11 protein-coding genes are annotated in these 12,780 nt (G+C 62.3%); 5 read left to right on the top strand and 6 right to left on the bottom strand.

Going from position 1 to position 12,780, the window contains the following annotated elements; genetic code table 11:
• Positions 1-2: 2 nt before the first annotated feature.
• The 4 genes from BM279_RS19705 to BM279_RS19690 all read right to left on the bottom strand — a co-directional run bounded on the left by BM279_RS19705 (position 3) and on the right by BM279_RS19690 (position 3,458).
• Positions 3-1,274, bottom strand: a complete 1,272-nt coding sequence (locus BM279_RS19705; protein WP_093506573.1) for a TRAP transporter large permease — start codon at positions 1,272-1,274, stop codon at positions 3-5.
• Positions 1,275-1,285: 11 nt separating this feature from the next.
• A complete protein-coding gene (locus tag BM279_RS19700) occupies positions 1,286-1,876 on the bottom strand; it encodes a TRAP transporter small permease (protein ID WP_093506571.1) in 591 nt (196 codons plus the stop codon).
• Positions 1,873-2,871 carry a TRAP transporter substrate-binding protein DctP gene (dctP, locus tag BM279_RS19695; RefSeq protein WP_093506569.1) on the bottom strand — a complete coding sequence of 333 codons (999 nt, stop codon included), beginning with the start codon at positions 2,869-2,871 and terminating at the stop codon, positions 1,873-1,875. The genes BM279_RS19700 and dctP overlap by 4 nt, the downstream gene beginning before the upstream one ends.
• Positions 2,872-2,942: 71 nt before the next feature.
• Complete coding sequence (locus BM279_RS19690) at positions 2,943-3,458, bottom strand: MaoC family dehydratase (protein ID WP_093506567.1); 516 nt, start codon at positions 3,456-3,458, stop codon at positions 2,943-2,945.
• A gap of 415 nt (positions 3,459-3,873) precedes the next feature.
• Between BM279_RS19690 and uvrD the strand changes: the two genes are divergently transcribed.
• The 4 genes from uvrD (at position 3,874) to BM279_RS19670 (ending at position 9,200) form a co-directional block, all read left to right on the top strand.
• Positions 3,874-6,075, top strand: coding sequence for a DNA helicase II (gene uvrD / locus BM279_RS19685; RefSeq protein ID WP_093506565.1), 2,202 nt, complete (start codon positions 3,874-3,876; stop codon positions 6,073-6,075).
• A 302-nt stretch (positions 6,076-6,377) separates the two neighbouring features.
• Positions 6,378-7,475 carry a TRAP transporter substrate-binding protein gene (locus tag BM279_RS19680; protein ID WP_093506563.1) on the top strand — a complete coding sequence of 366 codons (1,098 nt, stop codon included), beginning with the start codon at positions 6,378-6,380 and terminating at the stop codon, positions 7,473-7,475.
• 181 nt (positions 7,476-7,656) lie between these two features.
• Positions 7,657-8,514 carry a Tim44 domain-containing protein gene (locus tag BM279_RS19675; RefSeq protein ID WP_093506561.1) on the top strand — a complete coding sequence of 286 codons (858 nt, stop codon included), beginning with the start codon at positions 7,657-7,659 and terminating at the stop codon, positions 8,512-8,514.
• Positions 8,515-8,792: 278 nt separating this feature from the next.
• Positions 8,793-9,200, top strand: a complete 408-nt coding sequence (locus tag BM279_RS19670) for an SMI1/KNR4 family protein (RefSeq protein WP_013789246.1) — start codon at positions 8,793-8,795, stop codon at positions 9,198-9,200.
• A gap of 160 nt (positions 9,201-9,360) precedes the next feature.
• On the opposite strand, the gene BM279_RS19665 is transcribed toward BM279_RS19670, so the two are convergent.
• Together BM279_RS19665 and BM279_RS19660 are read right to left on the bottom strand one after the other, a co-directional pair.
• Positions 9,361-11,124, bottom strand: coding sequence for a cation:proton antiporter (locus BM279_RS19665; protein ID WP_093506559.1), 1,764 nt, complete (start codon positions 11,122-11,124; stop codon positions 9,361-9,363).
• Positions 11,125-11,396: 272 nt separating this feature from the next.
• Entirely contained in the window at positions 11,397-12,143 is a 747-nt protein-coding gene (locus BM279_RS19660; RefSeq protein ID WP_093506557.1) for a tetratricopeptide repeat protein, read from the bottom strand.
• Positions 12,144-12,297: 154 nt separating this feature from the next.
• Here BM279_RS19660 and BM279_RS19655 point away from each other — a divergent pair, with 154 nt between their 5' ends.
• Entirely contained in the window at positions 12,298-12,780 is a 483-nt protein-coding gene (locus BM279_RS19655; RefSeq protein ID WP_093506555.1) for an acyl-CoA thioesterase, read from the top strand.

Below are 12,780 nucleotides of genomic sequence, written 5' to 3'. Positions count from 1 at the left end.
CCTCAGTTGACCAGCGACAGCGAGATCGCCGGGATGAAGGTGATCAGCATCAAGCCCAGCAGTCGCACGCCATAGAACGGCATGACGCCGCGCGCCACCTCATGCACCGGCTGCTTGGAAATGCCGGCCATGACGAACAGATTCAGACCGATAGGCGGTGTGAGGGTGGCGATCTCGACGTTGGCCACCATGATCACGGCGAAGTGGATCGGGTTGATGCCCAGGTGCGTGGCGATCGGGAACAGCAGGGGCGCGGTGAGGACGATCAGCGCGATGCCATCGAGAAACATGCCCAGAATCAGCAGGATGATGTTGGCCATGATCAGGAACTGCCAGGGGCTCAGGTCCATGGCGCTGACCAGTTCCACCAGACTGGCCGATACCCCCATGCGGGCCAGGGCGAAGCCGATCAGGCTGCCGCCCATCACCACCGCGAAGATCATGGTGGTCTGCAGCAAGGATTCACGGGCCACGTCCCAGATGCCGCCCAGGGTCACGCTGCGGTAAACCACCAGGCACAGGAAGGCGGCGTAGGCGGCGGCGAACGCCGAGACCTCGGTGGGTGTCAGGTAACCGGTGTAGATGCTGCCCAGAATCAGCACCGGCATCAGCAGGGCTGCACCGGCGCCGGGCAGCTTGCGGCTGAAGGCGCCCCAGTCGGCCCGCTGGGCCTTGGCGCCGTAACCATTGCGCCGCGAGAAGAACATCACCGCGATCATCAGCAGGCAGGCCTCCATCAACCCTGGCAGCACCCCGGCGATGAACAGCTGGTCCACCGGCAGGCCGACAATCGAGCCGATCAGGATGAAACCCAGCGACGGTGGAATCATCAGCCCCAGGGTGCCGCCCACCGCGACGATGGCCGCGGAAAAGCGCTTCGGGTAGTTCTCCTTGGTCAGCCCACCCACGGTGGACGAACCAATCGCCGCCGCCGAACCGACGCTGGAACCGGACACCGCCGCGAAGAACACGCTGGCGATCATCGCGGTCAACGCCAGGCCGCCCTGGACCGCGCGTACCACGCTGCCGACCAGCTGGATCAGTAACTCGGCAATATTGCCGCGCATCATCAGGTTGCCAGCCAGCACGAACATCGGAATGGCCATCAGCGGGTAACTGTTGATTGACTTGAAGGCCGTCTGGGCGATCACCGTGGTGGGTACCCCGGCCACGAACAGGATCAGGCCGGTGGTAACCAGGCCCAGGGCAACGGCCACATGGGTGCCGATGGCCAGGAACATCAGCATCGTCAGCAAAGCGAGAATGAGCAGCATGGCGATGCCTCCTAGAGTTGCGAGCCGCTGATCTCGCCATTGCCGAACGGGTCACGTCCGCGCAGTGCGATGATCAGGCAGCGCAGGTAATAGGTGAGGAACAGCAGCGCGCCCAGCGGCATCACCGAGAACAGCAGCCACAGCGGCAGGTCGAGGTTGGACTCGGTCACCATTCCCATCGTGTAGTAGCGCTTGACCTGGGGCAGCGCGGCATAGAAAAGCAGACTGCAGAAGCCCACGCCGACCAAACTGGAGAGCACCAGGCAGGTTTTCTTGAGGGCTGGGGGCAAGCGTTCGACGAGCATTTCGGTGCGGATGTGGTTACCCGCATTGCCGGCTGCGCCAAGGGTCAGGAAGAACGCCCAGACCATCAGGTAACGCACGCTTTCCTCGGCCCAGAAGGCGCTGGTACCGACCGTGGCGCGCAGCACGCCCTCGTAGAGCATCACAGCGATTGCCAGCATGAACATGCAGGTGGCAACGTTGAGCAGCACCTTGCGCTCGAACAGCAACCACAGGTTCAACCGCTTGGGCTTGATTAACAGAGAGGCGTCGCCGAGCACCTCCCGCGCCGGTTTCACGCTCGAAGACTGGGCACTCATGATGCGCACCTTTTCTCGATGGCCTGCATGGCAGGCAGTACGTCAGGATGCTCCTTGGCAAAGGTCTGCTTGTTGGCCTCGGAGATCTGCTCCCAGCGCTTGATCTCCTCGGCACCCGCGGTATGGAACTGGGCGCCCTGAGCTGTCATCTTGTCGATCAGTTTCTGGTCCTCGACCACCACCTCTTTCCACTGCTTGGCGACGACCTCGTCCATGCTGGTGGTGATGGCCTGCTGCTGTGCCTGCGGCAGTTCGTCGAACCACATCTTGTCCACCACCACGGCATAGGTGCTGAGCGAGAAGTTGGGCACGTACCAGCCATACTTCCCGGTTTTGCCGATCATCTCCGCCCAACCGCCTGCCGAGGTGAATACACCGTCGATAGCACCCTGGCCCAGGGCACTGCTCATCTCCGAGGCAGGCATGGATACCGGGCTGGCGCCCAGGCTGCGGATGGTATCGAGGAACACCCGGCCACCGATCACCCGCACCTTGGTGCCCTTCACGTCCTCGAGTTTCTGCACGTCATGACGGGCGAAGATGAAGAACAGATCGGCGGCACGCAGCAGCCCGAGAATCTTCAGGCTGCGCGGCTCGACATAGGACGACATCAGCTCGGTCAGGCCCTTGGCATAACACTGATCGTTCATCAATTCGTCAGTCAGGGTGAACGGCAGGTTGATGGCGCCGAGGCGCGGATCGATGGTCTCGATGCGCACCGATACCGGCCAGACCATCTGCACCGCGCCGGTGCCGAGCGCCGCCAGAGCGTCCTGATCGTTGTACAGCTGGGCCGAGGGAAACACCTTGACGTCGATCTCACCGTCGGTGCGCTTGCGTACCAGCTCGGCGAATTGCTTCATGTAGCCGTTTTTCCAATGGCTGGCGGCAACCTCATTGGGCAGTACCAGTTCGGCGGCGAGGCTGGCAGACGATACTGCAGCCAAGGTGCAGATGGCGGCTGAGGCCGCGATAACGCGCTTTAGCATGGACATGGTATTTCCTCGTATTTGTTCTTGTTGAGGAACTGCGTACAGCGTTGGCGATGGGGGCAGCAGCACCGGCGTCAGTAATTGGCGGCCTCGTCGAGCGTGTTGCCCTCTCTCATCTGAATCAGCACGTTGCGCTCGAAGGTCATGAACACCGTGCCGTCGGCCTTGGTACCGATGGTCTTGACGCTGATGATTCCCTGGTTGGGTCGAGACTTGGAGGCACGCTTGTCGAGCACCTCGGAGGCGGCGTAGATGGTGTCGCCTGGAAACACCGGCGCGGTGAGCTTGATGTCCGTCCAGCCCAGATTGGCGATGGCCTTGCCACTGACATCAGGCACCGTCATGCCGAGCACGATGGCGACGGTCAGGCCGCTGTTGACCAGTGGCCGGCCAAACTCGCTCTTCGCCGCATAGGCGGCGTCGCAATGCATGGGATGCAGGTTCATGGTCAGCAGGGAAAACTGGATGTTGTCGGTTTCGGTAATGGTGCGGCCGGGGCGATGCTCGTACACGTCACCTATTTCGAAGTCTTCGAAATAGCGGCCGATCTGCCCGCGGTAGCGCTGTTCGCCAATCTGCTTGACGCTCATGGGGAGCTCCTTCTTGTTGTCTGGCGCTAGAATCGCCTTAGTTATTAGGTTGTCCGGACAACAGGATAGGAGACGAAAAATATTCTTGCCAAGATCAAGGCATGAAATGACAACTTCAACGCTCTTTTTTAGGGGGTCTAACGGAAATCAGGTGTCTCTATTTCAATGCTTTCAAGAGTAATCAACCGTTTGTCGGCAGCAGCGCTGCCGGGCTGAAATTAGCTCATTGCAGCGATGGTTCCCGCCGATTATCGCCTCGCCCTGCGTCCCGCCGGGCTGCCGCCGCCCGGACAGGCGCGCCCTCGCAGATCGATCCAGGCGTACGGCACGGCTCGATTACACTTGAAATGCTGATGCGCCGTACCACTGCACGTAGCCGTTTGCCCAACCTGCGCCCGCCCCCTAGAATGCCGCGATGCAAAATGACCTCGATCAGCGACTCACTTCTCTAAACCCAGCCCAGCACCATGCGGTTACCACGCCGCCCGGTCATCAACTGGTGCTGGCCGGTGCCGGCTCCGGCAAGACCCGCGTGCTGGTGCACCGCATCGCCTTTCTGATCCAGCGCCTGGACGTCTCGCCGCACAGCATCCTGTCGGTGACCTTCACCAACAAGGCAGCGGCCGAGATGCGTCATCGCATCGAGGACGTGCTCGGGCAGAGCCCGGCGGGCATGTGGGTCGGCACCTTCCACGGCCTGGCGCACCGCTTGCTGCGCGCACACTGGCAGGAGGCCGGGCTGGTCGAGAACTTCCAGATTCTGGATTCCGACGACCAGCAACGGCTTATCAAGCGGGTGATCCGCGAGCTGGGCCTGGATGAGCAGCGCTGGCCGGCCAAGCAGGCGCAGTGGTTCATCAACGGCCAGAAGGACGAAGGCATTCGCCCGGCCGGCATCCAGGCCAGTGGCGATCTGTTCCTGGCCACCATGCGCAGCATCTACGAAGCCTACGAGGCGGCCTGTGCCCGTGCCGGGGTGATCGACTTCGCCGAGCTGCTGCTGCGCGCCCTCGATCTGTGGCGCAACAATGCCGGTCTGCTGGCGCATTACCAGAAGCGCTTCCGGCACATCCTGGTCGACGAGTTCCAGGATACCAACGCGGTGCAGTACGCCTGGCTGCGCTTTCTCGCCATGGGCGGCGAAAGCCTGATGGTGGTGGGCGACGACGACCAGTCGATCTACGGCTGGCGCGGCGCGAAGATCGAGAACATCCAGCAGTTCGACAGCGACTTCGCCGACGCCGAGATCATCCGCCTGGAGCAGAATTACCGCTCCACGGCGAACATCCTCAACGCTGCCAACGCGCTGATCGCCAACAACCAGGGGCGCCTGGGCAAGGAGCTGCGTACCGATGTCGGCGATGGCGAGCTGATCAGCCTGTACGCCGCCTTCAACGAACACGACGAAGCGCGCTACGTGGTCGAAACCATCGAGGACGCCCTGCGCAAGGACGGCCTGCGGCGCAGCGACATCGCCATCCTCTACCGCTCCAACGCCCAGTCGCGGGTGCTGGAAGAGGCCCTGCTGCGTGAAAAGATTCCCTACCGCATCTACGGCGGCCAGCGCTTCTTCGAGCGCGCGGAAATCAAGAACGCCATGGCCTACCTGCGCCTGATCCACCAGCGCGGCAACGATGCAGCACTGGAGCGGGTGATCAACGTGCCGGCCCGCGGTATCGGCGAGAAGACGGTGGAAACCCTGCGCCAGTTCGCCCGCGCCAACGACCTGTCGATGTGGGCCGCGCTGCACGAAGCGGTCGGCACCAAGGTGATCGCCGGCCGCGCCGCCAGTGCCTTGAACGGCTTCGTCGAACTGATCGACACCCTGGCCCTGAAGGTCGAGGGCATGCAATTGCACAGCACAGCGCAGTTGGTGATCGAACAATCCGGCCTGCTCGCCTATCACCGTGACGAAAAGGGCGAGAAGGCCCAGGCTCGCGTGGAAAACCTCGAGGAGTTGGTGTCCGCCGCCCGTGCCTTCGACTCCTACGAAGGCGAGGAAGGCGACGACGCGCAAACGCCACTGGCCGCCTTCCTCGATCATGCCTCGCTGGAGGCTGGCGACACCCAGGCCGCCGAACATGAAGACAGCGTGCAGATGATGACCCTGCACAGCGCCAAGGGCCTGGAATTCCCGCGGGTGTTCCTGGTGGGCATGGAAGAAGGCCTGTTCCCCCACAAGATGAGCCTGGAAGAGCCCGGCCGCCTGGAAGAGGAGCGCCGCCTGGCCTACGTGGGCATCACCCGGGCCATGCGCAACCTGGTGATCAGCTACGCGGAAACCCGCCGCCTGTACGGCAACGAAACTTACAACAAGGTCTCGCGCTTCGTGCGTGAAGTACCGCCGCACCTGGTGCAGGAAGTACGCCTGTCCAACAGCGTCAGCCGGCCGTACGGCAGTGGCAGCCGCAGCATGAGCGGCAGCAGCCTGTTCGCCGGCAGCGCCGTGCCGGACACCCCGTTCAACCTCGGCCAGCGCGTGCAACACTCGCTGTTCGGCGAAGGCACCATCCTCAACTTCGAAGGCTCGGGGCCCCAGGCACGGGTGCAGGTGAACTTCGAGAGCGAAGGCAGCAAGTGGCTGATGCTGGCGTATGCCAAGCTTGAAGCCATCTAAAGAGCACACTCACGACCCTGCGGGCATACGTACGGGCAGCCGGTGGCGCGAACATGTAGGAGGGGCTTTAGCCCCGAGCTCTTTGCACGCTCATAAAACTCGGGGCTAAAGCCCCTCCTACGGATTAAGCGAAAGGCCGCTTTCGCCCACTTTGCAGTCAAAATAGATAAGCCCCCGACATGAAGATCGTGAACACGCTCTAAGTCAGCTCGACGATTACAACCATGGCAGCCGCCATTACGGACGGCTGCCAATAACAAAAGCAATCAGGGCAAGCTGCTCGACACTCAAGGGAGAACACCATGAACCGCCGCAATCTGTTCGGCGCCGCGATGGCGCTGCTCGCTGCCATCGGTCTGGCCGGCTGCAAGGAAGAAACACCCGCTGCCGGGCAAGGCGCCACCGCTGCAAAAGCCGAAACCTTCCACTGGAAGATGGTCACCTCCTGGCCGAAGAATTACCCGGGCCTGGGCACAGCCGCCGAGCGCCTGGCCGAGCGTATCAACGCCATGAGCGCCGGGCGCCTGACCGTCAAGGTCTATGCCGCCGGTGAGCTGGTGCCGGCTTTGGAAGTGTTCGATGCGGTATCGCGCGGCACCGCCGAAATGGGCCACGGTACGCCGTATTATTGGAAAGGCAAGGTGCCCGCCGCGCAGTTCTTCTCGTCGGTGCCGTTCGGCTTGTCGACCTTGGAAATGAACGCCTGGCTGAGCAAGGGCGGCGGTCAGGCCCTGTGGGACGAAACCTACGCGCCCTACGGCGTGAAGCCGCTGTCGGCGGGTAACACCACCATGCAGATGGGCGGCTGGTACAACAAGGAAATCAACTCGCTGGACGACATCAAGGGCCTGAAGATCCGCATGCCAGGCCTCGGTGGTGAAGTCTGGACCAAACTTGGCGCCATCACCGTCAACCTGCCTGGCGGCGAGATCTTCACCGCCCTGCAGACCCACGTGATCGATGCCACCGACTGGGTCAGCCCTTACAACGACCTGGCCTTTGGTCTGCATAAAGCAGCCAAGTACTACTACTTCCCGGGCTGGCAGGAGCCGCAGGCGGTGGTCGAGTCGATGGTCAACCAGAAGGCTTTCGATAGCCTGCCGGCGGATCTGCAAGCCATCGTCGTCGAGGCCGCCCGCGCCGCGACTCTGGACATGATGGACGACTACGTCTTCCACAACGCCAAGTCCCTGGCCCAGTTGAAGGAACAGGGCGTGACGATCAAGCGCTTCCCTGACGAGGTACTGGCGGCGATGAAGCGTGAGTCGCAAACCGTACTCGAAGACCTGGCCAGCCAGAACGACCTCAATGGCCGTATCTGGAAATCCATGAAGACCTTCCAGGACGAAGCCACGCCGATGGGCGAGGTGACCGAGAAGGAACTGTACAACTGGCGCTGAGGCGTCAGCGGATGCGCAATGAAACGGAACCAGCGGGTTCCGTTTCATTTCCCACCATCGTGAGCAGGCCTGCTAAAGGCCGTCTCGCTGGGCAAAAGCTCGAAACATTCTGTTGCTGGTCATGCCGATCAGCCCCGGGCAAGATGCCCGTCAGTGTTTCAACAACCAAGAGAAACCGATAATGCAGCGTTTCCTCAGCATCGCCCTGGTAATTTGCCTGGGCCTGTCCTTCAGTTTGACTGCCGACGCCAAGCGTATGGGCGGCGGCAAATCCTTCGGCGCCGCGCCGAGCCACCAGACTCGTCAGGCCACCCCACCTTCCCAGCCTAATTCCACTGCCGCCGCGCCAGGCCGTACGCCGGCTGCCGCAAGCGGTGCTTCGCGCTGGCTCGGCCCGCTGGCCGGCCTGGCCGCTGGCGGCCTGCTGGCGTCGATGTTCATGGGTGACGGCTTCGAAGGCCTGCAGATCATGGACATGCTAATCTTCGGCCTGATCGCCTTTCTGTTGTTCCGCTTCCTGGCAGCCCGTCGCCAGAAGCAGCAGCCGAACGTCGCCGCTGCCGGTGGTGCCCCGTTCCAGCGTGAGGCCCACGGCCAGCCGCAGCCGGCTCAGCCGTCGATCTTCGGTGGCAGCAATGCGGCTGCCATCAAGCCGGTGATCAACGCACCGGCCTGGTTCAACGAGGAAAGCTTCGTCAACGCTGGTCGCGAGCACTTCCTGAACCTGCAGCAGCACTGGGACGCGAACGAGATGGACAAGATCGCCGAGTTCGTGACCCCGCAACTGCTGGAGTTCCTCAAGCGCGAGCGCGCCGATCTGGGTGACGGCTTCCAGTCCACCTACATCGACAACCTCGAGGTGCAGCTGGACGGTGTCGACGACCACGCCGACAAGACCATTGCCACCCTGACCTTCAGCGGTGTCTCGAAGACCTCGCGCTTCGACCAGGGCGAAGCCTTCAGCGAAAGCTGGCGCCTGGAGCGTGTGGTTGGTGAAAACCAGCCCTGGCTGGTCGCCGGTATCCGCCAGAACGGCTGAGCCGCTACTTACAGACAAAACCCGGGCTTGCCCGGGTTTTGTTTTTTCGCACTGCAGTTTTCGGAACCTCCAGGCGCTCATCGCACCCAACGGGATACGAAACCCGTCGCAAGCCGCAACATGGCGTTTTGCCTTTGCACGGCTTGTGCCTATTTTCCATTCAGCGTAAAAAGCTGCGTTATCTAGGAAGCCGCAGAGCAGACGAGGCCAGTCGGGCCTGCGTCGGCTTCGTGCGTTTCAGAATCTGATGAGAGTCGCCGAACTCAGGTGGAGCCGCCGTGGAAGAAGTCATCGAACAACTGCGTGAATTGAACGAGCCGGTGCCGGTGCCGCTGGAACTGCCTGACGAGGAGCTGCTGGTGGAGATTGAGGAGCAGATCCTCATCAACCTGCCGTTCGAGCTGCGCGAATTCCTGCTCAAGGTCAGCGACGTGGTGTACGGCCGCCTGGAGCCGGTCACCGTCACCGATCCGCAATCGCACACCTACCTACCCGAAGTGGCCTCGGTCGCCTGGTCCCTGGGTGTGCCGCGCGAGCTGGTGCCGATCTGCGAAGACCGCGGCAATTACTACTGCGTCGAACAGGACGGCACCGTGCTGCTCTGGGACGGCGAGGAAGAAGACCTCACCGACGACAGCTGGGACTCGGTCTGGCATTGGGTGCGGGAAGTCTGGCTGGAGGAGTGATTCGTCGGCATTAGGCAATCACCGTCCCTGGGTATCGCTGCGCTCAACACCAGACTACGCAAGGCGAACTCTTTCTGTAGCCCGGGTTGAGCGCAGCGATACCTGGGAACAAATTGAGTAACGGAATACAAAAAGGGCGCCTTCTGGCGCCCTTGTCGTTTCAGTGATGCCCCGGTGTTTCCGGCTTGTCGAGGGTCTCGAACAGGGCGATCTGCAGACGCGTGTGCACGCGAATGAACCAGCGCCACAGCACGGCCACCACTCCGGCCGCGACCACGCCGACCAACAGCAGCATATCGTTAGACGGCAGGATGCTCGACGACAGCGCGGTGAGCAGCACCATGATGCCGACCAGAGACAGCAGCGGGATCACCTCGGAAATCACCTTGCGCACCCGCGCCGTGTGGCGGCCGGCCTTCTCCTGGCGCACGCCCATTTCGGCGAGCAGCATGGAGAGTGCCTTGATCTTGCGATAAGCAGCGATCAGGCACGGCAGCGAGAGGATCAGCGCCGCGCCCCAGATCACCGCCTTGCGCAGGTTCTCCTGGTCGATCCACTCGGCCAGCCAGGCACCGATCTGCGCGGCGAAGAAGGCGATACCGAGGAAGATCGCCACCACGAAGGCCAGGTTGACCAGCACCTGCAGAACGATCTTGCGGATCATGCCGGCCAGCACCGCGCCCTGCCCTTGCGGCTGGATGCTGCGCAGCCACTCACCGTACAGCGAAAACACCCGCGATACGCGCTGCGGCATCACGTTGCCGAGGCTCACCGCCAGCGGATCGGCGGCGCGGATCAGGTAGGGGGTGGTCAGGGTGGTGATCACCGAGACGGCGACCGCGACCGGGTAGAGGAAGTCGCTGGTCACCTGCAGGGTCATGCCCAGGGTGGCGATGATGAAGGAGAACTCGCCAATCTGCGACAGGCCCATGCCGACGCGCAGTGAGGTGCGCCCGTCGTTGCCGGCGATAAAGGAGCCGACGCTGCACGACAGCACCTTGCCGACGATCACCGCCACGGTGATTACCGCGATCGGCCAGGCGTATTCGACCAGCACGTTGGGGTCGAGCAGCAGGCCGATGGCGACGAAGAAGATCGCGCTGAACATGTCGCGTACCGGCTCGATCAGGCGCTCGATCTGCAGCAGCTGGCGCGACTCGGCCATGATCGCACCGATCAGGAAGGCGCCCAGCACCATGCTGTATTCCAGCTTGACCACCAGCAGGCAGAAACCGAAGCACATGCCCAGCACCGCCACCAGGAGCATCTCGTTGCTTTCGAACTTGGCCACGTAAGCCAGGATACGTGGCACCAGGATGATGCCGATGACCAGCGCTACGATCATGAACAGCGACAGCTTGCCGACAGTGGCGAACACTTCGCCGGTCTCGACCGTGCCGCTCAGGGCGATACCGGACAACAGCGCGATGATGCCGATGCCGAGGATATCCTCGACGATCAGTACGCCAAAGATCAGTTGGGCGAAGCGCTCGTTCTTCATCTTCAGGTCGCCTAGCGCCTTGATGATGATGGTGGTCGAGGAAATCGCCAGGATCGCACCGAGGAACAGCGAGTCCATGGTGCTCCAGCCGAAATAGCGGCCGATCTCGAAACCGATCCAGATCATCAGGATGATTTCCAGGAATGCGGCGATGAACGCCGTGGCACCGACGTTGAACAGCTTGCGCAGGCTGAACTCCAGCCCCAGGCAGAACATCAGGAAGATCACCCCCAGCTCGGCCAAGGTGCGGATGGTCTCTTCATCGTGGATCAGGCCGAATGGCGGCGTGTGCGGGCCGATCAGGAAACCGGCGAGAATGTAGCCAAGCACCACCGGTTGCTTGAAGCGGTGGAACAGCACGGTAACCACGCCGGCTACCAGCATGATCACCGCTAGATCCTGGATGAAGCTGATGGCATGCATGAGGAAACGGCTCCTTGTTTTGGGCAGGCACGAACGCGCTCGGGCGGTTGCTCGATGGCGCATTGGAGCCTGCTGGAAAGGGGGAAGATCGACCCTTTGCAGGGCCATGCTGATCGCAGGTTAACATCCGCGCCAGACGCGTCGCGGCGTGGAAATATTCGGAAATATTTGCCGCAAACTGCGAGATGGTGCGCGTTACAGTGCCACCGTGAAAAGACGCCGGGCATCTCGTCAGGGTCACTGGCTGGCGGCAACCGACAAGACTTTGCGCGCTATTGCTGAATGGGCGCTCGGGGCGGCTGCGGTTCGGCACTGACCTTCAGGTAGCTACCCGCCACGCTGATGCCAAAGCCGCCATACGCCTGGCAACGCTGGTCGATCACCTCCAGCACCTGGATATCGAGCCCTTCGTGCAGCAGCTCGACGGCGCAGCCATTAGGCAACTCCGGCGAAGCCAACCGGTAATAGGCCTTGTCACCCTGCAAGGCGCCCTGCAACGTACCGATGGCCGCCGGACCATATTCCTCGACCTTGCCGCCGGCCCGTAGTGGCGCAAAGTTCGCTCGATAGCTGCCGTCGGCCTGACGGGTGATGTCCAGGCTGCTCCACACCGCCGCGCCGGCGTAACGCAGATAACGACCCTCGAGGCTGGCCGCCAGTTTCGGGTAGTCCACCGCGGCGGCCACCGAACGCAGGTTGTTGCGGGTGGCGGCGCCCTGCATGCCATCGGCCAGCGCGAGGCTCAACCAGGCGCGCGCCTGGCCTGGCTGGCCCAGGCGCAAGCTGGTCACCACCAGATTGTTCAGCGCCAGTTCACGGGCGGCGCTGCTGTCCTGCTCCTGCTCGGCGCGGCGCAGTTGCCGCTCGAAAGCCTCGGCAGCGTCGCTGTAGCGGCCCGCCTGATAGGCCGCGGTGCCAGCGGCGTTGCACAGGCTGACGCTGTCGCAGGCCTGCGGCGCCGCGTGAGCGAGGCCGGCGAGCAGCGGCAACAAAGCTAAGCAGATAACGGGGCGTGTCATGGGATCGTCCTGATTGAGTGAATAAGCTATGGCTCTAGGAGTGAAATGCCGGTACATACGTTGCAGCAATCGAGTGCATAGACACAATCGACAGGCCAAGGCCGCACAGACGGCTGACAATCACGCCCCAAATCAACCTGATGAGCCAGACGTTATGGAACCCGGAAACGCGCAACTGTCGATGACCGTCCTGATGACCCCGGACATGGCCAATTTTTCCGGCAATGTACACGGCGGCACACTGCTCAAATACATGGACGAGGTCGCCTATGCCTGCGCCAGCCGCTACGCCGGTCGCTACGTGGTCACCCTGTCTGTGGACCAGGTGACCTTCCGCGAACCGGTGCATGTCGGCGAGCTGGTGACCTTTCTGGCCTCGGTCAACTACACCGGCCGCACGTCCATGGAAGTCGGCATCAAGGTGATTACCGAGAACATCCGCGAGCGCTCGGTACGCCATACCAACAGTTGCTTCTTCACCATGGTGGCAGTCGACGAAAACGGCAAATCCACCGAAGTGCCGCCTCGTCAACCGGAGAGCGCGGAGGAGCGCCGACGTTTCGAACAGGGCCGTCAACGCCGAGAGATCCGCCAGGAACTGGAAAACCGTTACCGAGCGCTCAAAGGCGACGCGTGA

Origin of the sequence: Phytopseudomonas straminea, from assembly GCF_900112645.1 — a bacterium.
GTDB lineage: Bacteria > Pseudomonadota > Gammaproteobacteria > Pseudomonadales > Pseudomonadaceae > Aquipseudomonas > Aquipseudomonas straminea.
This window is presented reverse-complemented; position numbering and strand designations above follow the sequence as displayed.

Excerpts from the sequence above, each read along its gene's own strand:
- BM279_RS19705 (WP_093506573.1), bottom strand. The coding sequence starts at position 1,274 with ATGCTGCTCATTCTCGCTTTGCTGACGATGCTGATGTTCCTGGCCATC.
- BM279_RS19700 (WP_093506571.1), bottom strand. The coding sequence starts at position 1,876 with ATGAGTGCCCAGTCTTCGAGCGTGAAACCGGCGCGGGAGGTGCTCGGC.
- dctP (WP_093506569.1), bottom strand. The coding sequence starts at position 2,871 with ATGTCCATGCTAAAGCGCGTTATCGCGGCCTCAGCCGCCATCTGCACC.
- BM279_RS19690 (WP_093506567.1), bottom strand. The coding sequence starts at position 3,458 with ATGAGCGTCAAGCAGATTGGCGAACAGCGCTACCGCGGGCAGATCGGC.
- uvrD (WP_093506565.1), top strand. The coding sequence starts at position 3,874 with ATGCAAAATGACCTCGATCAGCGACTCACTTCTCTAAACCCAGCCCAG.
- BM279_RS19680 (WP_093506563.1), top strand. The coding sequence starts at position 6,378 with ATGAACCGCCGCAATCTGTTCGGCGCCGCGATGGCGCTGCTCGCTGCC.
- BM279_RS19675 (WP_093506561.1), top strand. The coding sequence starts at position 7,657 with ATGCAGCGTTTCCTCAGCATCGCCCTGGTAATTTGCCTGGGCCTGTCC.
- BM279_RS19665 (WP_093506559.1), bottom strand. The coding sequence starts at position 11,124 with ATGCATGCCATCAGCTTCATCCAGGATCTAGCGGTGATCATGCTGGTA.
- BM279_RS19660 (WP_093506557.1), bottom strand. The coding sequence starts at position 12,143 with ATGACACGCCCCGTTATCTGCTTAGCTTTGTTGCCGCTGCTCGCCGGC.
- BM279_RS19655 (WP_093506555.1), top strand. The coding sequence starts at position 12,298 with ATGGAACCCGGAAACGCGCAACTGTCGATGACCGTCCTGATGACCCCG.